This window comes from Clostridium sp. AF34-10BH (genome assembly GCF_003478095.1).
GTDB lineage: Bacteria > Bacillota > Clostridia > Lachnospirales > Lachnospiraceae > Acetatifactor > Acetatifactor acetigignens.
Genome location: NZ_QUEC01000004.1, coordinates 146,633 through 167,693, shown reverse-complemented (window position 1 = coordinate 167,693; position 21,061 = coordinate 146,633). Strand labels below are relative to the sequence as shown.

Below are 21,061 nucleotides of genomic sequence, written 5' to 3'. Positions count from 1 at the left end.
CCGGTTGGCTATCCCGGTAGAGATCTTATGCAGGTTATCCAGACGCTGATTGGCAATATACCTGTGGATCCGGTTAATCTTACGGAGCTGCTTTATGTAATTATTGGATCTCACTTCATTCTTATGGGAGCCCTGCATGTGTGACAGCCTGCGCTGCGCCCTGGCAAGATTTCTGTGGCTCTCGCGGTAAAACTTGTGGTTCGTGCCGATATCGCCGTTACTGTCCACATACAGCCCGTCAGAAGCATAATCCAACCCGATGGCGTTGGTTTTATCGGCAGTATAGGTATTTACAGGAGTTTCGAATTCAAACAGGACAGAGATATAATATTTTCCGTCGGATTCCTGGGATACCGTGGCAGATTTAATGGCCCAACCGTCCCCGGGCATACGATGAATGACAGCTTTTACTTTGCCGGCCTTGGGTAACTTAATAAAACCACCGTCCATGATGGCGATGGTGCCCTTTTGATTGTTGGTGGCATAGGACCTACTTGGGGAAACCGGTATTCTTCTTGCGTGACTTACTGAAGCAGTTACGGAATGCCGCCTGCAGGTCCAGCTGTTTGTTAGCGAGCGCAAGGCTGTCTACTTCCTTGAGGTACGGATAATCCTTCTTATATTTGGCAGGAGTGACGGCGGGAAACTTGCCGGTAGCCTTATAGCCCTCGATCTTATCAGACAGCATAAGATTATAAACCTTCCGGCAGCATCCAAAGGTTTTCGCAAACAGGACGCATTGTTCAGTTGTAGGATAGATACGGTACTTATATGCGCGATTCATTGAAGCTGTCACCTTTCTGTAAAATATCTTTCATAATTATTATGAAAGATATTGTCTATTTATTAGGTTTGCGGCTCGTAGCCAAAATCAAGACAGCGCCGCGCTGATTGTAATTCATCCAACCACTTATAGAAGTCGGGGATTTCTTGCTCGCGGCTTGTTAAAAGTCATGTGCTCTACCAACTGAGCTATGCACACAATTCATAAGAAAGGAGGCATTCCCGCCACTATTTCGCACCGCATACGATGCTACTTGCTGCTCTCGGGTGCCGCAAACGCAGAGCAAGTGGTTATTTGAAAAAGTAATTATGACAAATGAGCAAAAAGAAATCGATGGGCCCTCAGGGACTCGAACCCTGGACCGTCCGGTTATGAGCCGGATGCTCTAACCAACTGAGCTAAAGGCCCAAAAGCGACTATTAAGCCGCTCTTTGGCGTATTATAACGCCTGCCTGGATTAATGTTATTTTTACTTATTTACGATATCCTTCAGTGCCTTGCCTGCCTTGAACTTGGGGACTACGCTTGCTGCAATCTTGACGGTCTTGCCGGTCTGAGGATTGCGACCCTCTCTTGCTGCTCTCTTTGCGGTCTCAAAAGTACCGAAGCCTACCAGCTGAACCTTGTCGCCGGCCGCCAGAGATTCACCGACTGTATAAACAAACGCGTCCAGTGCCTTTTCTGCGTCCTTCTTAGTTAATCCTGCCTCTTCAGACATAGCTGCGATTAATTCTGCTTTGTTCATGTTTAATCTCCTTTTGGATTTAAGATATTATGCCTTATGGCAAGTGCCAGAGGGCGGATTCGAACCACCCAGGCTTAATGTCACCCGTCGATGACACTCGTCGCAACCAATTTTCGATACTTGAAGTTCCTATCCGCGTTTCGAAACTCTTTTCTCTAGCGACTCTGGCTTATGTCCGGAAACCGTTTTGTTCCCGGTTCTTTTTCCTTACATTATTATTATGACAGATAATTTTGATAATGGAAATTTCTGCACAGAAATTATTTTTTGTTCGAACATTGAGTATGAAAGATTTTCCATTTAGAACACTTCTGTTCCTTTAATTTCATCCATTGTTTTCAAAAACTGATCCAGTTCTCCTCTTTCATCTAATTCTTCCACTAATTTTTCCGCATACTTATAAGAGTTGGGATAATTCTGCATCAATTCTATATACCGGTTACTGCCGGATTGAACGGTTCCGAGAATGTCTCCAGTCTTTCGAATCTGCAGATCCAGCTTCGAAAGTTCAAAACCGTTATCCGTCTGGCACATAGCAGCTATTCTTTCATTATTTGCATCTTTTGACTGCAGGATACAATAAGGCACATAACTGCCTCTCCGGACACGCCCACGAAGCTGATGCAAGGAAGATAATCCGAATCGTTCCGCGTTCTGGATTACAATAACGGTTGCGTTGGGATTATTAACACCAACTTCCACTACTGTTGTTGAGATCAGTATCTGGATTTTGTTATTTTTGAAGTCGTCCAGTACAGCCAGCATTTCCTTTTCGGACATCTTTCCAGTTAAGACTTCGGAATGAAAACCGAAATTATAAAGCAGTCTGTCATAATGATCTTTGGTTTCCATGACCGATAAGCAATCCGCCATGAGTTCACTGTTGGTATTCTCTTCGATCAGTGGGCAGATAACATAGGCTTGTCTTCCTGCTAATAATTCTCTCACAAGAATGCCCGGAATAGCCTGATCCTTCATATACATTGTCTTTACAGGCTTTCTGCCATTTGGCATGCTTTGAATTGTAAAGAGATCCACGTTTTTGCCATAGATAACAGAGGCCATGGTCCGTGGGATCGGCGTAGCCGACATGGAAACGTATACCGGGTTACAGATTGCTTTTGTGCGCATCTTTTCACGTTTCTCGACTCCGAAACGCTGTTCTTCGTCAATTACAATGAGTCCGAGATTTCGAAAAACAACACTGTCCTCAGTCAGAGAATGAGTTCCGACAACAATATTAATTTCTCCGGAAGCGAGCTTGTCCAAAATAGAGTCTTTTTCCTTTTTCTTAAGCGACCCATTTAAGAATGCGCAGGTAAGGCCGGTTCCTTCGAGCAATTTGGTTAATTCGTCATAATGCTGTGAAGCCAAAACTACGGTTGGAGCCATGATTGCCGCCTGGTATCCGTTTTCTGCTGCCTGAATAAGTAAAAGAAACGCCGTGATTGTCTTACCACAGGAAACGTCTCCCTGGATCAAAGCATTTACGTTTTCTCCTGCTGCCATTTTATTTCCGAGTGTATTTACAACATCATTTTGTCCTTTCGTTAACGTATAAGGAAGTCCGGAGATTATTTTCTGCTGTATATCCTTTTTAGACATAAGCGGATTGTTTGTATTGGAAATGTTTTTGTTTCTTCTATGCAGATGACCGGCAAAATACAGCATATCCTCCAGCATAAAATACTGCATGGCGTATTTTAATGCTTCGGGTGTGACTGGATATCGAAGCATCATGCCGGCATTTTTGCTTAACGGAAGATTGTGGGCGCATCTAAAATTATCATCTAAGGGCTCAACTAAGTCTTCTTTAAACGCTTCATCTATTGCTCTTAAGTAAGTGCTTGCGGAAATTCCTTTTCTCTGTTTGTATACAGGATTCATTCCCATATACTTTTGCAAATCGGTTGTAAAATATGTAGGGTTCGTGAATTGAAAGCCATATTGCGCATCTTTTTGTAAAAGCCCATAAATAAAAAAATTTTGTCCAATGCAACCCTGATACTTCTTTTGTAAATAAGGTTGATTGAAAAAAATAACCGAAAAAGACCATTTGCTGTTATAGTCCACCATTTTCATTACACACATCGGCTTTTTTGTTGATGTTTTTGAAGAAATGCTGGTTAAAACACCGATGACGGGTATATCTTTGTCCGCATTGGGGAAATCTACAGAACAAACTTGCCTGCAGTCGTCGTATCTGTTCGGCATCTGACGAATAAGATACTCGGCACATGTGATTTTCGCCTTTTCCAATATTTTGTTTTGAGCGGTTGTCAGATTGATTTTATGCATAGTTTTTCCTTTCGTAGTTTCCTACCTTTATTATGACAGATTTGTGCGAAAACGGAAATTTCTGCACAGAAAAACTGCGATAGCATTCTACCGCAGCTCCTCTGTTTTATATGTGAACAATAAACAATACGTTCTTTTATACTTATCACCGATCTGTATCGATAGCCAGTCATCCAGCGTTTTGCTATCTGATTTACCGTTATCGTACATAACTACATATTTTTCTGTCCGGTCCGTATCCCGTTCATTGGCGGCCAGCGTATAATCTGTATTCCAATATGGCTCATGATCGTTCCCAGAAGAAGGATAATCCTTTCCACTATCTAACCATCTTTCTATTTCATAATAGTATTTAGTGGCATATAAAGGATCCTGACGATATACCGGTTCTTCATGTGATTCTTCATAATATTCTGTTTTATATACCGGTGTCTGACTGGAATGTTCTGTAAAAGTACCATTTCCATTATCGGAATAGGTATAATTTGTTTCATAATGATCAATAACCTGTCTGGATTTTGTTTCAGTTACTGTTTTGTAATGATCAATAACAGAAACATATCCTTTTAGTTCTGTTTGTTCAGAATAAACTCTTCCACCAGACGGTACTGACCAATCGCTTTCTCTGACGGTTCGGTAATCTTCAATGGAAATATTCCGTTCCCAATGAAATCCTGTTACAGTAACTTCGTCCGTATGCGGAAAGAAAAATATTCCTGCGCAGATCAAAAATATCAGACTCATTATGATGGGTAATGCATTATTAGCAATTCTGCCACCAATTTTTCTAATGCGCATTCATATGGATATTTTACATTTATATATATTGTATATGGATCGTTTTGTATAAATTCGCTCTGATTTCCTATGCATTGTCCCGATAAAGCTACGTATTCTTTCCCATGATATTCATATTTGAATTTAGGCTGATACATGGGTATTCCTCTTAAAAATATTTCTTTATTCCCCAAATAAGTAGCATTTATTGTTATTGAATTTTTTTGTGTATGAATTACTCTAAATCCCGTGTATGTAGGAAATATTACGAAAGCAACCATATATAAAAAATAAGATATTATATTTATCAATGTCATCTTATACTCACCTTTTAACTGCTTTGTTTCCTTAATTCTGACAGGTTCCAAATACATAACAACATTACTTAACGATTCTTACAACGGATCCGGTTTCTGATCTTTACGGTCAGGAAACGGATCTTATTTACGCAGAACAGTGTTTGTTATAGCTGCCGTGCCTTAACCGTAATTTCGCCGCAAACACTCCGATGAATGCTTCACGCGGCCGGATCCTGTCGAACCCGTTTGATATTTCATGCATAGTTATTATGACAGATTTTGTGTTCTGTGCAGATTTCTGCACAGAAAAACGCATTCATCCTCACAGTCTAAAGACGGGAGGCTTTCTGCTATGGTAATTGTAAATTTACGTTCGCTAGTATTCTCCCGCTACTGGTCCTCAACACATATCCTTTCTGAATCAAAAATGGTTCAATTTTATCCTGAATTGTATCTTCGGATTCTCCAAGCCATGCTGCAATCGTATTGAGCCCTACCGGCTTTGGTGCGGCGGTTTCGAGCAGATCAAGATACTTCTGATCGGAAAGTGTCAGTCCTTCTTCGTTAATACCGATTAGATCAAATGCGTCTTTCAGGCTTTTATCCGTTATTTTCCCGTGTACGAGCGAATAGTCTGCGATCTTCTTGGTAAGATTATTGGCAATTCGGGGAGTTTGCCGGGATGCTTTCGCGATTTTTAATGACAGTTCATCGGTTATTTTTAGATCGTATTTTGCTGCCGTATTCTGGATGATTTTTGACAGATCCTCTTCCGTATATGCTTCCAGTTTATAATGATTCTGAAAACGATCATATAACGGCTTCGTCAACATACCTTCCCTGGTTGTGGCACCAATCAAGGTAAAATGCGGCAGATCCATGGTAATACTTTTCATCTGTTCTGCAGTTCCGATCAGAATATCGACCTTATAATCCTCCATGGCCGAATACAACATCTCTTCCACCTGCCTGGGAAGACGGTGAATTTCGTCGATAAAAAGAATATCACCTTCTTCCAGTGTCGCCAGTATCGAAGCCATGTCGCGAGGCTTTTCGATGACAGGGGCGTTCGTTGCTCTGATTTTTGATCCCGTTTCCGCCGCAATCACATACGCAAGCGAAGTCTTACCGAGTCCGGGCGGTCCGCTTAAAAGGATATGATCCAGTACCTTTCCTCTCTTTTTGGCAGCAACAATACTCACGGACAGATTATCCAAGATCTGTTTTTGTCCGATATATTCGCTGAAATTGCGAGGACGGATAGAAATGTTCTCTTTTTCCTGATGTTTTACTTCTGAAGTGATATCTGTTTTGATTGTTCTTTTCATTTTTTTTTTGAATCCTTTATGAGAAATAAGCGGTGCCCCTTGCGTCATTGTAGAACTTTAGTGTTAATGAGTTCCATTCATCCGGAATATCATCGTAATATATCCTATAATAATCGAAAAATTTTTTCAGAGGCATCCATTTTTCTTCGTTGTCTATTTGAGTATAAATAAGCCATTCTCCATATTCTGTTCTTGCAAATTGTGCATTTTTTCTGATTTTTTCAATTTCCGAAATGTATATCAAATTTCTGTCTTCAATTCTTTTTCTTTCGGAGAGCCTTTCTATTTTAAAAATTATTGAATCCTTATTGAATATCATAAACGTTGCACTGAGCACAAACATCGCATCGAAAAAGATAGTATTTTTCGCAAATTTGCCTATGATAACATAAGTGAAGAGAATAGCGGACAGAAGCAAAAAATATACACCAGTTCCACAAATAACTACGCATATTTTTTGTAAAAATCTTTGTCTTGCTGATTTTTTGTTTTTCTTGCTTCGTGTATCTAGGTTATATTCCAATTGCATTCTTTTCATTTTAAATCCTTTATGAGAAAATAGCTGTGGTTTTTGCGTCGGTATTTACCTGAATGGTCATTGTGTCCCATTTTTCGGGAATATTATTTCCAATTTCAAAGTAATCGAGCAGTTCTTTTAAGAATATCCAGCCTTCTTCACCTTTGAATTTTATCCATATCAGCCAGTCTCCGTCTTCTGTGACTGCAAATTTGGTATTATCCTTAATTTCAGTAAACAATTGAATGTCGAAAACAAAATCGTCTTCTTCTATCAGTTTTTCTTGTGCCGGTAAAATGCAAAAAACGTAAATAATCTGCATTAAGAAAAATAGGGGGAATGCGATGAACCAGAACCCGATCAAAAACCAGGTCTCATCGACGCTTTTTACGCCGGATATGATGGCATGCGCGAAAGCGGTCAGCAATGGCGTGACTATAATAATCAATATCCCGAGTATAAAATAAATGGCGAAAAATTTTGCAACTTTCTTTCTTATTTCTGACTGCTTCTCCAGTTTTTCTTTACACAATTTCTGATCATATTCTAACTGAATATTTTTCATGGTTTTACCTCCGCATATTTATATTTTCAATACTATTATGACAGATTTCTGAATTTTCGGGGTTTTCTGCACAGAAAAAATAAAAGCCGACCAAATGGTCAGCTTTTTGTTGGATGATCTATCGTAGAGACTTGTTCCATGACGGCTATCGTAGCCCTTATATACAGCTATGATAACATATGTAAGTCTGATATGCAAATTTCTGCAGAGATTAGTTAATTCCGCAAGCCCTAATTTCCTCTACTCTTTGCAGAATCTGCTGCTTAATAGCTGCTCTTTCTTCCTTCTTAATGCAAGGTAAAACTGTAGGTACATGCTCGATTTCAATTCCGTCGGGTTTCATGCTCATAAGTGCGCTTGCGATATCCATCAAGTTTCCGTAACCGATGCGTTCACCGAGTCTTTTAACCTCCAGAAATTCTTCTTTTCTACTCATAGCAATTCTCCTTATTCTCTTTCGCTAAGACGACTTAGCAAATCGTTTTTTACATCAACGATTGTATCTAATCTAGCTTCCAGTTTAGCATTGTCGTCTGAGTTGTTTTCCTTTAGTAAGTCGTTAGTGATTCTCATTATTTCGGTATCGAGTTCATTGATATATTCTGTTACTTTTTCCCTTATATCCGGTTCTGTTTTATAGGGTCTCAATGTCAAAGAACCGTCTTTTTCAAGGAATATTTCCATTTTCTTCCCTTCTGAATTATGCTCTCCAAAGAGTCTGTTTCGATATTCTCTCGGGATCACTATTCTTCCAAGGTCATCGATTTCTCTTACGAATACTACTTTGTTCATTTATTCTCCTTTTTGAATATATTTACAATCCATAAGTTCTTCTTGAACAACTGGCAGAAAAATTTAACCTCTTTTCCCTTGGCTTCCGCCGTCACACATAATGCGTATTCTGTTCCAAGGAAACGTATGCCATGTGCCGTAAATTCACAGTCCACGCTCTGCTTCCAGACATCGTCCAATGCTTTGTTTTTCAACAGCTTTTCCTCGAAGTATTTAATACATTTTTCTTCCAAGGCTGCTTGTTTTTCCTGCTTCTGCTCCATATATTGTACGCGAAGCCTTGTTTCCAGACGCGTATTGCTGCAGCTGGCTTTCTTAAAATAACTTCCTCCAATCATATAGATCGCATAATTGAGATTTTCCTGATTTTTACTTACTGAAATCATTCTCATTTTTCAAAATGGGACGCCCGTCAATCCTTAGCTTGGACTGAAAGTAATTCGTCCCGCTTACCTCCTTTCGAAATTAACTATTTTTCTCCTTATTTCTTTTTTAGATATCATTATTATAAAAGAATATTAATTGAAAAATTTCTATTTTAACAAGCCGCGAGCAAGAAATCCCCGACTTCTATAAGTCAGAGTAATTTGTATTATATGTAATCAGTTCTTCTGGCGTGCATTCCGATAATGGCTCTTTTGCTCCGGCAACGATAGAATTTGATATGTTCTGATTTTGAGATAGAAACAAAGTTTCCTGGATGGAATTCCATTCTTCTTCGGAAACAAGAACAGCATTGTTATGTTTCCCAGTTATTAATATTGGGGAATGATGATCACTAACTTCCTTGAGCAGAGAGTATATTGTTTTACGCGCATTGGTTACATTGATTGTTTTCATTTTTTTGCTCCTCTCATATAATGTTTTGGTATAGCGTTTCGTGCAACTGGTTTGAAATATTCTTCCGTATTCTGAGACATCGGAACTAATTTAGGTATTGGTTTGGGATTGGGGCAGATAACGATCGCATCTTCTGGCATATCGACTGATGTAAGTGCCGCTATTTTTTTCTTTCCCGATACAAAGAAGCTTTGCCTCCATTCATTTTTCTCCTTCTTTTCTTATTCTGAACAATATTATTATGAAAGATTATAGCTACTGAATTTTTTGCACAAAAACACCAGCATTGCAGCCGGCGTTTTGTTATAACTTAATTAATTTCTTTTCTTTCTTCACTTGATAGTTAAATTTGTGTATTGCTCTAAGCGTGATGCCTCTCCGAGCGACTTGTGTCGATCCGGAGCTTCCCTTTCTTTAGGATCGGGAGTTCCATTGCCCGCTGATACAGTCCAGACTCAGCAGGCTGCTTCCAAGGAAGCAGCTGCCGCATCCGGATCAACAGCGGGCAGGTGCTGGTGCATCGCAGCCACGGACAGGAACTTTTGCCTTTTCCGTGACACCGTTCCGTTACCGTAAGGCTATACGGAACGGATTTTTAATGGCTCATCAGGCCGCAAGAGCCGGATAAGCTGACATAAGGTTTCTTAAATCTGCCAGGATGCACCTTGAAGTTTTCGGTAACTCCGGGCATCCCGGCAGCTTTTTGTATTCCCGGAGAAAATAACGGGCTCCGATGTTATAAGAAGCATTCAGATCGCAATTGTAAATTTTACCAGTCTGGAACCTGCATACGCTGTAGGAACCAAGACCGGCGTCCATGCCTCTCTGTACCCGGCCGGTTCCGTCAAAAGCAAGCATTGAGGTTCCCCAGGCACAGACTCTTGAGATGCGCATTCCGTTCCGGTGGGCATGCAGCTCCACACGATCCTGTATGTTATCCGCACACCAAAGATGCAGGCGTTCTTTCATCCTGCGGCCCACCTTACTTCCTTTGAGGTCAAGATGTTCAAATACTATGCAGTCCACATCGTAGAGGACTGCAGTTTTAATGATCTCCCGGGCAGTGTTAATGGCAAGCAGCTCATTGGCGTGCTTCAGTCTCCTGTAAATGGAATGACTCTTCTTGCCGGCCTGCTGATACATCCGCTTTCTGTTAATGGCATGACGCAGGCGGTCTTCATCACCGACAAGGCGGATCACTCCCCTTGCGTGGACAGAACCTTCTGCTGTCATGACGCACCAGGATGCAGGTGCATTGATACCGAGATCAACAGCAAGTACGGTATAGACGAAAGGATCTTCGTTCTGGATAAGTTTCCGGCTTTCTTCAAAACAGAACCGGATGCGGTAGCGGCCTTTGGATTTCTCCACCACCGGAGACAGCAGTTTCCGGGAAGCTGCCATCTTTGCGATATACCGGGCATCGGGTTCACCGATACGGAAGTAATACCATTTCCATTCCTTGCCGCTGTATAACTTCAGTCCGACCGAGCCTTCCGAAAGATTCAATATCCGGTCCTGGTCATAAAAAGTAAGCTCGTAGGCCGTGGGATATCCCACTTTTGGCTCTGAACCTCTTTCAAATACAGACAGTCTCTCCCAGTTCCTGTGGTTGGAAACATAGGAACTTACGATACCAAGTGCATCTGCAACGATGGCACGGCGCATGTAGCTTGGCAGGTACGGAAAGCTTTCGTCAAACCCCTGATACGCGGCAATATTATTCTTTGTGGAGTGGATCAGCAGATCGCCCCTGCGCTTACGCATCAGGCAGCTTAATTCTTCCAGTGAGTCCCAATCCGAAAGGAAGGCATTCACACAGAATTTCAATGCATCGAGACAGGCCGTGCGTGTGGCTTTCATAACGGCTTCGTCAACACGCCTGATTCCTACAGCCTGCCCGTCTTTGAAGATATACTGTGATTTGATATCCACGGTATAGCAGGTATTGATTTTCATGGAACGTCCTCCTTTCTGGTTGATAGATATAGTATAACATTAATCCTGGCATGGTGAATTTTCCTGCACAAAAATTAAATTTCAGACAATTCGCGCTATCCCCGAGCGACTTCGTCGATCTGGATTTTGCGCGCGAAAATCATTTATCATCTTTTCCTGGATATCGCTGATTCCGGCGAAAACGAAGAAGAATTTAGTGATTTCCACCAAATGCGCCGTATATAAACACACCACATATTCTCCGGTACTACTGCCCTCTTTTGCCTTGGAAATAAAAATGTCCGACAGTTTCGCGATTTCTGCGTTTTCTTCTTTCCAGTTTTCGCAGACATGCTGCAGCATTCCGATCCAGCGCTTATATTCTGCTTTGTTTCTCCAGCTGATTTTTACATTTCTGTATTTTTGGTTTTGATTGTTTTTGCTTCCATTTTACTCCTGTTGTTTTAGCGGATCATATAAAGTGCCATCCGGTCGAATAACCCAGAAAAATTTTCTGATAATTTCGCCTTTATATAATTGATTACTGCATTCCATATTACATTCTTTGGCATTTCTCAATGTGATGCGCGCATAAAATTTATCATTTACGTGAACAATATCATCCTGTTGTAAATCAAACACTTCTACGCTTACTCTTATGGCCTCTTCGATTTCATCGTCAGTTAGGGAAAGACTTCTTTTTCCATGGCAATATTCCAACTTCTTTCTGATATAAGCAAAATAAGAGCTGGCGTCTGTGAAAATATTGCTGTTTTTTGCAGCAATCAGCTCTTCTCTTGAAAGAGGCAGTTTGCAATATCTGGCAACGGCGAGCGTTTTGCTTACGGCCGCATATGGTACATAGTACACAAACATGCAAAATGCAACAATTAACCCTGTCGTGCTGAAGCCGCTTGCAAAATACCACACGATCAGATTTGCATAGTACGAAGCGCCTTCGTCTGTTTTAATAGATTCCGGTATTTCCAAAATAACATTTGCAAGAAATCCGATTGCAAAAAAGAAAAGAATCCCAACAGCCGGCACAACAACTTTGTCTATTGCCCATCCATTCGATAAGTACATCTGCTTCCAAAAACTCTTTTTACTTTTACCCATATTCAAACTCCTTTGTTGTTTTTGCTTCTACCATTAATATGAAAGATTTCAGACAAAGGAACTATTTCTGCACAGAAATTATTTTTCAAGACTTCCGTCTTCATTGGTGTGTGACTGATACATTTTATAAAAAAAGCGAGAGCCGCATTTCTGCGAACTCTCGCTTATAAAGAATCCCCTGCTTAATTGTAGGATATAAAAATATCAAATTCAAATTATAATCATCGAATATTTTCGACAATTATTTTGAAGTACTTCCAAAGCCGCCGTTTCTGACCCCATCGCATTCATCGTCCATGGTAATACCGAACGGAACGAAAATGCCCTGGGCGAACACCTCTCCTGCCTTGAGCTGCAGCATTTTTCCTTCATTGGAATCGTTGGTGATCTTGATGAAAATATGTCCTTCGTTGTCCGAATAGAAATAATCCTCATCGATGATTCCTACGGTGTTATTTAACTGCAGACGGTATTTAAACCCGAGTCCACTTCTGGGGAAAATCATCAATACCCATCCGGGCTCCATTTTTGCACGGATACCTGTGGGAATTTTTGCTGTTTGTCCCGGGGAAAGCGTGATGTCGAACGGTGTAACAAAGTCATATCCTGCGCTGCCCTTTGTTGCTCTTTCCGGCAACTTCAACACATGATTATGCATATCTAAGATTTCGCTATCATTGAGCGAAGGTTTTACATCACGGATGCTCTCCATGAACTGTTTCGGTGATACTTTGAAAAATTCTGCTACTCTCAGCATTGGTGTTTTCTCCTTTTATTATGATATCGGACGGAGAATGATGGTTCCGTCCTTCTTGTATGAAATTTTCATCGAAGCGCCACACATCTTGGCGATATTTTTTCCAAATGCCTGTTCGAAAACTTCTCTGGGAATGTTGATTCTTCCGAGATCATCGAAATGACGAACGGTTCCGGAATCAATCTCGCCCTGTTCATGCGTCTGTTCTTCTTCCGAAGACATAGGAATCCAATTTATGGCCATCGGCTTTTCATCCAATTTGCAGGCTTTCTTTGCTGCAAGTTGTGCGTTTTCGACATCTTGTTCGGATATAAGAGCATTTGGAGTTTTAAAAGTAATGCTCACGTATCCGTTTCCAGTGTATAAAATAACCAAATATTTATGCATTTTGCGCCTCCTGTTTCCAAAGATGAATGTGACCGGCATTATCTTCCAGAGTCTCTTTTACCAGAATCACTCTTTGATTTCTGGATCCGGCCCACGGATAATTCACATCCAGTAAGCTCTGAACAAATCTTCCGTCAACAACCACATCTACGTTTCGAACCACTTCGCCACGCTTGCTGTATGGCTTGTTATTGGAATCAAATAACTGCTCCCATGTGTATCCGGTATATAACCAGATCGTTTTATCAGGGTATTTTTGTTTGATTTCCTCGATTAGTTCGAGAACTCCGTTTACGTTTGCCGGATGTAACGGATCGCCACCGGAAAATGTGATTCCGGAAATATAATCTTTGTCCAGCTGGTTAAAAATTTCCTTTTTGGCTACTTCATCGAATTCGAGGCCGTCGTCGGGATCCCATGTGATCGGATTCTGGCAGCCCGGACAATGATGTTCACAGCCGGCAAGCCAGAGAACCACTCTCAGACCGTCTCCGTTTTTCATATCGTCTTTTGTGATATTATGATACTTCATTTGTTTTTCCTCCTCGTTTTCTTTGGCTTCTATTATTATGATAGAAAAACCGTATACAAAAAGAGCGTCCATAAGACGCTCTTCTTAAATGTCGTTATTTGTTTTTCAGCCAATCGTCGTATTCCGGATTGCGTCGGATAAAGCCATCAAAATCAGGAACAGTAAAATCCAATTCACTGTATTTTGCCGAATAAATAATTCCCTTACTAATTAATTGGGCTCTCGTAGTCGAAATAGAAGTTACTGCTTTTCCGAGATTTTTTGCTACATTTGCAATGGTGCAGGGGAGGCTTCCGCATGCAACCATAGCAAAAATGAAGTGTTTATCTGTCTCAGAACATCTTTCGTATCTGCTCTTAAAGAATCCTGAATCCAAAACAGAATAATACTGTGTAATCCCTTTTTCAACATCTTTTTCCTCGATAAGTTTTCCCTCAGACAGACTGTAAACTTCTTTGCAAAGCTGCTGAATAAAGAAAGGATACCCTTTTGTGGTTTCATAAATCTTCTTCACGGCATCCTTGCTGTAATTTACACCCAATCGCCTTAGGGGTTCGGTGATAGCTTTCGCTGCATCTTCTTCTGAAAGAGAACCTATTTCGTGATACAGGAATAATCTTTCTGTATATGTTTTTTCTTCTGCGAGCATTTTGTATAATTTTGGAAGACCTGCGCCAACGATCATGATCGGTAAATTCAGTTGATTTGCCCGATGTAATGCAGCGATCAGGGAACTTAGTTCATTTCCTTTCATGTATTGCATTTCGTCAATGAAAAAACAAATTGGTTTATTTGCATCTCTGGCTGCTTCTCCTACAGAAATGAATACATCTGTGAGGCTTTGCGTCAGGTTAGTTGTTTTATACAATTCCTGTTCCTGCATAGATAGAGAAAAAGTGCTGCTTTCCGGTGAGAAAGAAACAGCCAGCGATTTCAAGGCATCAACAGCTTTGGAAATTGTCTGTTTCATGCGCTCTCCGGTGCTGATACTTCTAAGGAATACCTGGCAGCAGGTGATGATCTGCGAAATGAAATCATTCCTGTTTTCGACTTCTATATGTCGGCACTCAATACTTTCCTTTTTTGCCAGTTCTTCCATCTGATTCAGAAGAACAGTCTTGCCTACGCCGCGCAAGCCGGTGTAAATAATAGATTGCACCGGAATTTGTAGACGCAATGCTTGGAAAGTCGTCTCTGCCATATCTAGTTCGTTTTCTCTGCCAGCAAGATACGCAGGGTTTGTTCCAGCGCCAGGCCGGTATGGGTTAATTTTGAAAGATGACATCTCGTACATTCTCCTTTCTATTTGCATTTTCTCATATATATACGGTTATGTCAACAAAATTCCGCTCTTTACCGCTCTTGAAATCCCTATAAGTTCTAATAATATCAGTCCTCAGAGATATAGAGGCTTCCGTCTGCGTTCAGCCTTGGCGTAATTCCTCCAAAACCGGCATATCCACTTTTTTGCCGATAAACAATATATTGTATTTTTGTATCAGGGTCTGTCCAAACAAATATAAATTGGTTCTCGGTTGTCTGAATTTCAGCCTCTTGCGAAAAGGCAACTGAAGGATCTCTTATTACACTATTCATTCCTGACTGAAAACTTTCCGCATTTTTCTGAGCTTCTTCAGAACTGCATCCAGTTAGCAAAATCGCAAATAATAAAACAATTATTGTCATAATCAATTTCTTTTTCAATTTAATTTCCTCCTTTTTTGAATCAATTTCCTAAGCGTTTCGGCTGCCGCCGCCACTTCTCTATCTGTCCACATTGTCGTATTAAAGCAGATAGTCGCTTCCAAAATCCCTATAAGTTATTTTTCAGTAACACACAAACTTCCGTCGGCGTTAAGTCGCGCAGTCATAACCAGCCTACCTCCATAATTGTAGATTATATATTCTACACCTGTTTCCGGATCAGCCCAGATTTTGTATTCATCTTTTTTCGTAGCGAAAGTTTGATGCTTTAATGACTCTCTAATTTCCAAAACCAAATCTTTATTTTTGGAAAACTGATTAGGCATATATATTAAATTGGCGATTATGCCAATTACGCAAATAATGATGGTTAAAATCGCTACATACGTTCTGAATTTATCCTTTTTCATGGATTTTTCCTTTCTCTATTTTCGACACAAATCTCGTAGCATCTCGGCTGCTGCCGTTACTTCCCGATCCGTCCACTCCGTCGTATTAAAACAGATAGCCGCTTCGACATTACGGAAGTCCCGTTCATCTTTATCGTATCTTCTCAACACTTCTTCTACCTTATCTCCTCTTTTCAGACTTCTCTGCAGTCGGAGATCCTTGTCGGCATCAAGAAGGATTGTTTGATATTTAATTTTACGGGATTCGAGAATCGGTGCAATATCCTTTACACCGAACGGTGTCAGGATAATAAAATCTCCATTTTCGAAAGCAGTTGACCGGGATCCGTAATATACGGTTCCGTTGATAGTCTCATAGCTTTTATATTCCATGTATTTGGATTCAGAGATGTTCCTTAAAAAATCTTTTTCTGAAACGAAATTATAATCCACTCCATCTCTTTCTCCGGGGCGCATAGCTCTTGTTGTGTCAGTTACGATCTGGGTTAATCCTAGCTCTTTCATCTTGCGTGCCAGATAATTCTTACCGGCGGCACTTTTTCCCATAATAATAATTTTCACTTTCTTTCCTCCTAGTTGTCTTCATAATATTTTTCTTTCTTTAACTTTTCTAACTCTGCTTCGGTATCTTCCAGTTCGGTGAGCCTGTCGATCTTGCCACTCATACAACAGCAGGCATATAAAACAGCCGCGATACCAATAAGAATTATAATAAGTAATACAATAATGATTTTGTCCATGCATTTTTCTCCCTTCTGTCTCTATTTCACACTATTAATATGACAGATTTTTATGACATTAAGCGGGAATCCTCGGCTATTCAATTGCCGAGATGAAAGCGCCAGCAACTCCATCAAGGAGTTGCTTTCTTTTTGATTTTATGGTATACTATATGTATGAAAGAAAATCTTATATTTTACCGTACATCTGTATGTAACATCAATTACCATGTGGTATGGTCTGTCAAGTACCGGCGCAAGATTCTGACTGCCGAAGTCGAGGCTTATCTCAGGGAACTTGTTCAGCAGATCGCAGCAGAGAAAGGCTTTACCGTGCAGCTGTTTGAATGCGGCGAATGCGATCATGTTCACTGTTTCATTACCGCACCGCCAAAATTGTCCGTCACCCTGATCGTGAAGTACCTGAAGGGGATCACCGGACGCAAGCTTTTTGAACAGTTTCCGGAGATCAAAGCAAAGATCTGGAAGGGTGAATTATGGAACCATTCCTATTACTGTGAGACGATCGGTTCTGTGTCTGAGGAGAATATCAGACGTTACATCGAGCATCAGAGCAAATCTTATTAAGGAGGAAATTTTATGCTGCTGTCACATAAGACTACAGTTGAACTGAATAATGCGCAGTCTAACATCGTCGGCCATATGTGCTATGCAGCTAGCAAGCTCTGGAATGCCTGTAATTATGAACGTCGAAATTATAAAACCCTCGGACTGGCGCAGTATCCTGACTGGTATTATCAGAAAAAGGTTCATAAGGATAATTTCTGGTTTAAGCAGCTCCCCGCACAGACTTCACAGGAAGTCTGCAAACTCCTGGATGGTGCGTGGAAGTCTTTTTATAAGCTTCAGAAGACTCAAGGCATTCTTAATCCCAGACCACCCCGCTTCAAGCAGAAGCCGATGTCTGTTACTCTGCAGCAGATGGGAATTGTCCACGAATCCGGATCCGACACTATACGTTTGTCCATTGCAAGACAGATGAAGGAATACTTACGCTCTGCTTATAATATCCATGACAACTATCTTTTTCTTAAAAACAGCATTTTTAAGAACATGGATACGATCAAGCAGATCGTTATATATCCTTCCGTCAAAGACAAATGCGAAGTTATCGTAGTATATGAAATTCCGGATACCGCGATCATGCCCGACAACGGGCGGTATCTTTCTATTGATCCCGGTATCCATAATCTCCTGACCTGCTATGATTCTGCCACCGGGGAGACCTTCATTGCAGGGCGCAGATATCTTTCCATCTGCCGTAGGTTCGATAAAGAGATCGCCCGCGTGCAGTCACAGTGGTCGATGCAACAAAGCCGTAATGGTGTCAAATATCCAAAGTCTTCAAAACACATCTCTGCCCTTCAGAGATCGAAGAAAAGTTCTGTCCGCGATTATCTGCATAAGGCCACAAGAGCGATTGTATCATACTGCGAAGCACAGGATATCCATACTGTTGTTATCGGGGACATTACAAATATCCGCAGGGGTAAGAATTTTGGCAGCGTCACTAACCAGAAGCTGCACGCCCTGCCTTACCGCAAGATCTATCAGCTGCTGGAATATAAATTTTCCATGAAAGGAATCACCCTTATTAAACAGAAAGAAAGTTATTCCAGCCAGGTAAGTCCACTGCAGCCGGAGGTCTCAAAACAGTATGCCGTAAAATCCAGCCGACGCCATCGCGGTCTGTACCAGGATGGAGATTACAGCTGGAACACCGACTGTGTGGGAGCCTATAATATTCTGAGGCTTCATTTACAGGAAAAGGATCCGGCTCTCATTCCGGATCCTTTCAATATCAAAATACCGTATGTATTAAAAGTAGCTGTTTAAGCAGTAGCGGTGTCATGGACGCACCCTGAATCTACGTTTCGAAAGAAACGCATGTCAGATGCTCGGCAATTCAATTACCGAGTAGTTCACAAGATATAAAGACAACAAAAAAGAGGGCGAATAAAATCCGCTCTCCCTTTTAATCTTGATGCGTCCTGCACGATGATTTTACGCGCAGGCTAATTGTCCAGACAGCGCCTCGTCGATTTCCATTATCATTTCCATTTCAAACGAAGCGGAAATTTTCAAGTCCTCGAGCATGCGGCATACTGCCGGCGTTTTTTTCATAATTTTTATCTGATAGACATTCGCAGCGCCTGTCAATAGCGGCGAGCTGTTTCTCATGATTTTTTATTTCTCGGATCAACCATTCTGGTTGCAGGGAAAATAATCCTTTTAGCATCCCAGTCTCCTTCTTTCAGCAGTATAAGCCACTGCAAAAATAACGACACATACCAGACATACAAATTCACACATATTTTAATCCTCCAATATATAACCACCTCATTTGAGAGGTAGCCAACAGACGTTTGCCATCCTCTCGGATGTAAGTTATTATATATAAGATCAACCTCGTCTAAAACGAGGGTAATAAAGAAAAAATCTATAATATAAAACGGGATTTTTATCTTAACCCCGTAAAAAGGTCTCCAGATATCTTAATCATCACTATTATGAAAGAAAAATGTATGGGAAAGTTTGCCAAATGAATTGATGTGTGATATTATGAATAGGTCTATAATTCTAAATCGTGAAGGTAGGCATTATGAACAAAAAAGAAAAACTTATGGTTATGTTATCAATATTACTTTTATGCGTTTCAGTTGTTATGGGAATCCACGGATGTGCTCTTCAGAACGAAATTGGCCAAATGGACCAGTATCAGGAATATTTACAGGAACAGATAGAAAAAGAAAAACAGCAGTCTTAATGGCTGCCGTTTTTGTATCCTCTATTTTGCGATTTCCTCAAATGTATCCTGCAGTTTTCCGATACTGACATTAATACGCTCGCTGGAAGTCCTCATATCTGCTGCCAGCTTTTTCACTTCCTGTGCTACGACTGCGAATCCTTTTCCGGCCTCTCCAGCTCTTGCTGCTTCAATAGATGCATTCAGGGAAAGGATATTTTGCCGCCTGGAATATCCGCTGATCTGTTTTGTCATTTCTGCGATATCTTCTACGTCTTTTGTAGCTTTTTCAATACCTTCCTCGAGTTTATGGATCAACGAATCATTTTTCGCCTTATTATATGCGCTCCGGACAAAATTGTTAATGACCAGTCCGAGAAGCTCCGCCGATGCGTCGATCTGGTCTTTTGTCCGGACATTTACCTTATGGAGTGCCTGGATATATTTTTCTTCATTGATCCCGAGTTCCCTTGCCGTTGCGCGGAATTTTTCGTCATCCGGTGATTCCGGCAAAACCTGTCCGCCGATGATACTCCCGAGTACTGTCCCGTCGTCGAGCGTAATAGGAATGCCAAAATCAACGAGCCCTGCGTGGCAGTAATAGACACCTTTTCCGGTAGCGTCACAATGTTCACATCTTTTCTTGCCTTCTTCGCAGCCTCTTGTCAGATTGATACAGAAATCCGTGAAATTGTAGCATTCAGAAATATACTTTCCGTCGGCCCCTACGGCGACTGTCGCAAGGCCCGTGCTCATTGCCCAGTTTTTCATTATAATTTCAAACTGTTTCATGTCACAAAAATCCTGAATTTTTACTGTTTCCATCATTTTCTCTCCAAATTCCTTTCTATTGCTTTTAATAAGGATTCTCCGTCTATTTCCATGGTGTTTCTGCTTGCCAGACAGACAAGCGCTTCAAACCACTGTCCCGAGAAAAATCTGTTCAGTTCTTTGATTCTCGGAGACTGGCTGTATATTAGTTTTCCGTAGCGGACAAGCTCCTGTTTATAATCGAAAATCGCTGCCTCAATGATTGCGGAAGCAAGTCTGCAGTACGCTTCGTCGCCTTTATATAGATTGTTTGTCATTCTTTCTTTTGCCTTTACAATTATACTATTATTATGACAGATTCGGAAGAAATTCGCTTTTTCTGCATAGAAAAACCGCCATCGATTTAATTCGATGACGGTTAACCTTATATTAAGTTATTTTTTCAGTGTTTTGGAATTCAGTTTATTGCCAAACGACATTTTTAGAACCGCACTCTGGACAAATAGGATTTTCCTCAAACTTATCCATTTCGTCTTTGACCATTCCATTTCTGTATAACTCCGTCAACTGTTCATCAGTGATTGTATTCATTACATTTTCATAAGGTGTATTTTTTAAATCTTCTTTTTCAATCCAACCTCGTATAGAAAACATTTTTCCGCAATCATTACATGTTACTGTAAGCATCATAGCTTCTACCTCCACCAAATTCTAATTTACCCTTCCAATTTCCTCTTCGCTGAAAATCTCTTCTACATCAGCACAATTTATTTCTATTATTTCTTCATTATTTTGTTTTATCGAGAATGTATTTTTGTTTGAGTCTACTTCATACAGCGTACCTATAAAACACTTTCCATTTTTCAAAACTTTACACTTTTGTCCAATATAAATTGTATAATTAAAGTCATTATCTGAGCAATAATTAATAAAGCTTTCTCCGTTTATGAAGAATGTATCTACACTTCTGACCATATATTCTGTTTCTCCTTAAATCGTTAGTTTAAATTAT

The 21,061-nt window shown here is 40.6% G+C and carries 31 protein-coding genes, 1 tRNA gene and 1 pseudogene; 3 read left to right on the top strand and 30 right to left on the bottom strand.

Annotated elements, in window-relative coordinates:
- From DWZ61_RS20140 to DWZ61_RS19680, 25 genes and pseudogenes are all read right to left on the bottom strand, one after another.
- The coding region (locus DWZ61_RS20140) for a transposase (RefSeq protein WP_347475418.1) at positions 1-582 on the bottom strand (582 nt) is incomplete at its 3' end.
- A complete protein-coding gene (locus DWZ61_RS20135) occupies positions 491-784 on the bottom strand; it encodes a helix-turn-helix domain-containing protein (protein WP_347475417.1) in 294 nt (97 codons plus the stop codon). The genes DWZ61_RS20135 and DWZ61_RS20140, both read right to left, overlap by 92 nt.
- A gap of 334 nt (positions 785-1,118) precedes the next feature.
- Positions 1,119-1,192: transfer RNA gene (locus DWZ61_RS05535), tRNA-Ile, on the bottom strand.
- Between the two features lie 61 nt (positions 1,193-1,253).
- Positions 1,254-1,535, bottom strand: a pseudogene (locus DWZ61_RS05530) (HU family DNA-binding protein); the annotation flags it as partial.
- 294 nt (positions 1,536-1,829) lie between these two features.
- Entirely contained in the window at positions 1,830-3,827 is a 1,998-nt protein-coding gene (locus DWZ61_RS05525) for a DEAD/DEAH box helicase (RefSeq protein WP_118537739.1), read from the bottom strand.
- A gap of 87 nt (positions 3,828-3,914) precedes the next feature.
- The gene (locus DWZ61_RS05520) at positions 3,915-4,556 is read right to left on the bottom strand and encodes a hypothetical protein (protein ID WP_182427017.1); all 642 of its coding nucleotides are present in this window, start codon (positions 4,554-4,556) and stop codon (positions 3,915-3,917) included.
- 14 nt (positions 4,557-4,570) lie between these two features.
- A complete protein-coding gene (locus tag DWZ61_RS05515; protein ID WP_147354689.1) occupies positions 4,571-4,921 on the bottom strand; it encodes a hypothetical protein in 351 nt (116 codons plus the stop codon).
- Positions 4,922-5,253: 332 nt separating this feature from the next.
- A complete protein-coding gene (ruvB, locus tag DWZ61_RS05510) occupies positions 5,254-6,231 on the bottom strand; it encodes a Holliday junction branch migration DNA helicase RuvB (RefSeq protein ID WP_118537736.1) in 978 nt (325 codons plus the stop codon).
- Positions 6,232-6,247: 16 nt separating this feature from the next.
- Positions 6,248-6,769, bottom strand: coding sequence for a hypothetical protein (locus tag DWZ61_RS05505; protein WP_118537735.1), 522 nt, complete (start codon positions 6,767-6,769; stop codon positions 6,248-6,250).
- Positions 6,770-6,779: 10 nt separating this feature from the next.
- Positions 6,780-7,313, bottom strand: coding sequence for a hypothetical protein (locus DWZ61_RS05500; RefSeq protein ID WP_118537734.1), 534 nt, complete (start codon positions 7,311-7,313; stop codon positions 6,780-6,782).
- Positions 7,314-7,524: 211 nt separating this feature from the next.
- Entirely contained in the window at positions 7,525-7,749 is a 225-nt protein-coding gene (locus DWZ61_RS05495; RefSeq protein WP_118537733.1) for a hypothetical protein, read from the bottom strand.
- An 11-nt stretch (positions 7,750-7,760) separates the two neighbouring features.
- Positions 7,761-8,105 (bottom strand): AbrB/MazE/SpoVT family DNA-binding domain-containing protein, encoded by a 345-nt coding sequence (locus DWZ61_RS05490; protein ID WP_118537732.1) that lies wholly within the window; start codon positions 8,103-8,105, stop codon positions 7,761-7,763.
- Complete coding sequence (locus DWZ61_RS05485; RefSeq protein ID WP_147354688.1) at positions 8,102-8,497, bottom strand: hypothetical protein; 396 nt, start codon at positions 8,495-8,497, stop codon at positions 8,102-8,104. The genes DWZ61_RS05490 and DWZ61_RS05485 overlap by 4 nt, the downstream gene beginning before the upstream one ends.
- Before the next feature lie 178 nt (positions 8,498-8,675).
- Positions 8,676-8,945: a type II toxin-antitoxin system Phd/YefM family antitoxin gene (locus DWZ61_RS05480; protein ID WP_118537730.1), complete on the bottom strand. Its 270-nt coding sequence runs from the start codon at positions 8,943-8,945 to the stop codon at positions 8,676-8,678.
- 606 nt (positions 8,946-9,551) lie between these two features.
- Complete coding sequence (locus DWZ61_RS20125; RefSeq protein ID WP_118537729.1) at positions 9,552-10,904, bottom strand: transposase; 1,353 nt, start codon at positions 10,902-10,904, stop codon at positions 9,552-9,554.
- 81 nt (positions 10,905-10,985) lie between these two features.
- On the bottom strand, positions 10,986-11,246 hold the full coding sequence (locus DWZ61_RS05470) for a hypothetical protein (RefSeq protein ID WP_118537728.1): 261 nt from the start codon (positions 11,244-11,246) through the stop codon (positions 10,986-10,988).
- Positions 11,247-11,333: 87 nt separating this feature from the next.
- Positions 11,334-12,002: a hypothetical protein gene (locus DWZ61_RS05465; protein WP_118537727.1), complete on the bottom strand. Its 669-nt coding sequence runs from the start codon at positions 12,000-12,002 to the stop codon at positions 11,334-11,336.
- Between the two features lie 241 nt (positions 12,003-12,243).
- Positions 12,244-12,759, bottom strand: coding sequence for a deoxyuridine 5'-triphosphate nucleotidohydrolase (locus tag DWZ61_RS05460; protein WP_118537726.1), 516 nt, complete (start codon positions 12,757-12,759; stop codon positions 12,244-12,246).
- Between the two features lie 18 nt (positions 12,760-12,777).
- Positions 12,778-13,146, bottom strand: a complete 369-nt coding sequence (locus tag DWZ61_RS05455) for a hypothetical protein (RefSeq protein WP_118537725.1) — start codon at positions 13,144-13,146, stop codon at positions 12,778-12,780.
- Entirely contained in the window at positions 13,139-13,678 is a 540-nt protein-coding gene (gene nrdG / locus DWZ61_RS05450) for an anaerobic ribonucleoside-triphosphate reductase activating protein (RefSeq protein WP_118537742.1), read from the bottom strand. The genes DWZ61_RS05455 and nrdG overlap by 8 nt, the downstream gene beginning before the upstream one ends.
- Before the next feature lie 94 nt (positions 13,679-13,772).
- Positions 13,773-14,963 (bottom strand): ATP-binding protein, encoded by a 1,191-nt coding sequence (locus DWZ61_RS05445; protein ID WP_118537724.1) that lies wholly within the window; start codon positions 14,961-14,963, stop codon positions 13,773-13,775.
- A gap of 104 nt (positions 14,964-15,067) precedes the next feature.
- Entirely contained in the window at positions 15,068-15,382 is a 315-nt protein-coding gene (locus tag DWZ61_RS05440) for a DUF6440 family protein (protein ID WP_118537723.1), read from the bottom strand.
- Positions 15,383-15,498: 116 nt separating this feature from the next.
- Positions 15,499-15,792, bottom strand: a complete 294-nt coding sequence (locus DWZ61_RS05435) for a DUF6440 family protein (RefSeq protein ID WP_118537722.1) — start codon at positions 15,790-15,792, stop codon at positions 15,499-15,501.
- Between the two features lie 15 nt (positions 15,793-15,807).
- Positions 15,808-16,353: a guanylate kinase gene (locus tag DWZ61_RS05430; protein ID WP_118537721.1), complete on the bottom strand. Its 546-nt coding sequence runs from the start codon at positions 16,351-16,353 to the stop codon at positions 15,808-15,810.
- A gap of 11 nt (positions 16,354-16,364) precedes the next feature.
- Complete coding sequence (locus tag DWZ61_RS19680; protein ID WP_182427016.1) at positions 16,365-16,532, bottom strand: hypothetical protein; 168 nt, start codon at positions 16,530-16,532, stop codon at positions 16,365-16,367.
- Positions 16,533-16,682: 150 nt separating this feature from the next.
- Between DWZ61_RS19680 and tnpA the strand changes: the two genes are divergently transcribed.
- Both tnpA and DWZ61_RS05420 read left to right on the top strand, forming a co-directional pair.
- Complete coding sequence (tnpA, locus tag DWZ61_RS05425; RefSeq protein ID WP_118537741.1) at positions 16,683-17,099, top strand: IS200/IS605 family transposase; 417 nt, start codon at positions 16,683-16,685, stop codon at positions 17,097-17,099.
- A 12-nt stretch (positions 17,100-17,111) separates the two neighbouring features.
- Positions 17,112-18,368, top strand: a complete 1,257-nt coding sequence (locus DWZ61_RS05420) for an RNA-guided endonuclease TnpB family protein (RefSeq protein ID WP_118537720.1) — start codon at positions 17,112-17,114, stop codon at positions 18,366-18,368.
- Between the two features lie 226 nt (positions 18,369-18,594).
- Here the strand turns inward: DWZ61_RS05420 and DWZ61_RS19675 are convergent, their stop codons facing one another.
- A complete protein-coding gene (locus DWZ61_RS19675; protein WP_182427015.1) occupies positions 18,595-18,771 on the bottom strand; it encodes a hypothetical protein in 177 nt (58 codons plus the stop codon).
- Between the two features lie 363 nt (positions 18,772-19,134).
- On the opposite strand from DWZ61_RS19675, the gene DWZ61_RS19670 reads away from it, so the two are divergent.
- Positions 19,135-19,299, top strand: a complete 165-nt coding sequence (locus DWZ61_RS19670; protein ID WP_182427014.1) for a hypothetical protein — start codon at positions 19,135-19,137, stop codon at positions 19,297-19,299.
- A gap of 21 nt (positions 19,300-19,320) precedes the next feature.
- Here the strand turns inward: DWZ61_RS19670 and DWZ61_RS20375 are convergent, their stop codons facing one another.
- The 4 genes from DWZ61_RS20375 to DWZ61_RS05400 form a co-directional block, all read right to left on the bottom strand.
- Complete coding sequence (locus DWZ61_RS20375) at positions 19,321-20,106, bottom strand: PocR ligand-binding domain-containing protein (RefSeq protein WP_147354687.1); 786 nt, start codon at positions 20,104-20,106, stop codon at positions 19,321-19,323.
- The gene (locus DWZ61_RS05410; RefSeq protein ID WP_118537718.1) at positions 20,103-20,366 is read right to left on the bottom strand and encodes a hypothetical protein; all 264 of its coding nucleotides are present in this window, start codon (positions 20,364-20,366) and stop codon (positions 20,103-20,105) included. The genes DWZ61_RS20375 and DWZ61_RS05410 overlap by 4 nt, the downstream gene beginning before the upstream one ends.
- 145 nt (positions 20,367-20,511) lie before the next feature.
- Positions 20,512-20,739, bottom strand: a complete 228-nt coding sequence (locus tag DWZ61_RS05405; protein WP_118537717.1) for a hypothetical protein — start codon at positions 20,737-20,739, stop codon at positions 20,512-20,514.
- A 21-nt stretch (positions 20,740-20,760) separates the two neighbouring features.
- Complete coding sequence (locus DWZ61_RS05400) at positions 20,761-21,024, bottom strand: hypothetical protein (RefSeq protein ID WP_118537716.1); 264 nt, start codon at positions 21,022-21,024, stop codon at positions 20,761-20,763.
- Positions 21,025-21,061 lie beyond the last annotated feature (37 nt).

Excerpts from the sequence above, each read along its gene's own strand:
- DWZ61_RS05480 (WP_118537730.1), bottom strand. The coding sequence starts at position 8,945 with ATGAAAACAATCAATGTAACCAATGCGCGTAAAACAATATACTCTCTG.
- DWZ61_RS05495 (WP_118537733.1), bottom strand. The coding sequence starts at position 7,749 with ATGAGTAGAAAAGAAGAATTTCTGGAGGTTAAAAGACTCGGTGAACGC.
- DWZ61_RS20135 (WP_347475417.1), bottom strand. The coding sequence starts at position 784 with ATGAATCGCGCATATAAGTACCGTATCTATCCTACAACTGAACAATGC.
- DWZ61_RS20125 (WP_118537729.1), bottom strand. The coding sequence starts at position 10,904 with ATGAAAATCAATACCTGCTATACCGTGGATATCAAATCACAGTATATC.
- DWZ61_RS05400 (WP_118537716.1), bottom strand. The coding sequence starts at position 21,024 with ATGGTCAGAAGTGTAGATACATTCTTCATAAACGGAGAAAGCTTTATT.
- ruvB (WP_118537736.1), bottom strand. The coding sequence starts at position 6,231 with ATGAAAAGAACAATCAAAACAGATATCACTTCAGAAGTAAAACATCAG.
- DWZ61_RS20375 (WP_147354687.1), bottom strand. The coding sequence starts at position 20,106 with ATGATGGAAACAGTAAAAATTCAGGATTTTTGTGACATGAAACAGTTT.
- DWZ61_RS05490 (WP_118537732.1), bottom strand. The coding sequence starts at position 8,105 with ATGAACAAAGTAGTATTCGTAAGAGAAATCGATGACCTTGGAAGAATA.
- DWZ61_RS05435 (WP_118537722.1), bottom strand. The coding sequence starts at position 15,792 with ATGAAAAAGGATAAATTCAGAACGTATGTAGCGATTTTAACCATCATT.
- nrdG (WP_118537742.1), bottom strand. The coding sequence starts at position 13,678 with ATGAAGTATCATAATATCACAAAAGACGATATGAAAAACGGAGACGGT.
- DWZ61_RS05470 (WP_118537728.1), bottom strand. The coding sequence starts at position 11,246 with ATGCTGCAGCATGTCTGCGAAAACTGGAAAGAAGAAAACGCAGAAATC.
- DWZ61_RS05420 (WP_118537720.1), top strand. The coding sequence starts at position 17,112 with ATGCTGCTGTCACATAAGACTACAGTTGAACTGAATAATGCGCAGTCT.
- DWZ61_RS19675 (WP_182427015.1), bottom strand. The coding sequence starts at position 18,771 with ATGCTAAAAGGATTATTTTCCCTGCAACCAGAATGGTTGATCCGAGAA.
- DWZ61_RS19670 (WP_182427014.1), top strand. The coding sequence starts at position 19,135 with ATGAACAAAAAAGAAAAACTTATGGTTATGTTATCAATATTACTTTTA.
- DWZ61_RS05505 (WP_118537735.1), bottom strand. The coding sequence starts at position 6,769 with ATGAAAAGAATGCAATTGGAATATAACCTAGATACACGAAGCAAGAAA.
- DWZ61_RS05455 (WP_118537725.1), bottom strand. The coding sequence starts at position 13,146 with ATGCATAAATATTTGGTTATTTTATACACTGGAAACGGATACGTGAGC.
- DWZ61_RS05515 (WP_147354689.1), bottom strand. The coding sequence starts at position 4,921 with ATGACATTGATAAATATAATATCTTATTTTTTATATATGGTTGCTTTC.
- DWZ61_RS05465 (WP_118537727.1), bottom strand. The coding sequence starts at position 12,002 with ATGGGTAAAAGTAAAAAGAGTTTTTGGAAGCAGATGTACTTATCGAAT.
- DWZ61_RS19680 (WP_182427016.1), bottom strand. The coding sequence starts at position 16,532 with ATGGACAAAATCATTATTGTATTACTTATTATAATTCTTATTGGTATC.
- DWZ61_RS05410 (WP_118537718.1), bottom strand. The coding sequence starts at position 20,366 with ATGACAAACAATCTATATAAAGGCGACGAAGCGTACTGCAGACTTGCT.
- DWZ61_RS05405 (WP_118537717.1), bottom strand. The coding sequence starts at position 20,739 with ATGATGCTTACAGTAACATGTAATGATTGCGGAAAAATGTTTTCTATA.
- DWZ61_RS05445 (WP_118537724.1), bottom strand. The coding sequence starts at position 14,963 with ATGTCATCTTTCAAAATTAACCCATACCGGCCTGGCGCTGGAACAAAC.
- DWZ61_RS05500 (WP_118537734.1), bottom strand. The coding sequence starts at position 7,313 with ATGAAAAATATTCAGTTAGAATATGATCAGAAATTGTGTAAAGAAAAA.
- DWZ61_RS05485 (WP_147354688.1), bottom strand. The coding sequence starts at position 8,497 with ATGAGAATGATTTCAGTAAGTAAAAATCAGGAAAATCTCAATTATGCG.
- DWZ61_RS05525 (WP_118537739.1), bottom strand. The coding sequence starts at position 3,827 with ATGCATAAAATCAATCTGACAACCGCTCAAAACAAAATATTGGAAAAG.
- DWZ61_RS05460 (WP_118537726.1), bottom strand. The coding sequence starts at position 12,759 with ATGCTGAGAGTAGCAGAATTTTTCAAAGTATCACCGAAACAGTTCATG.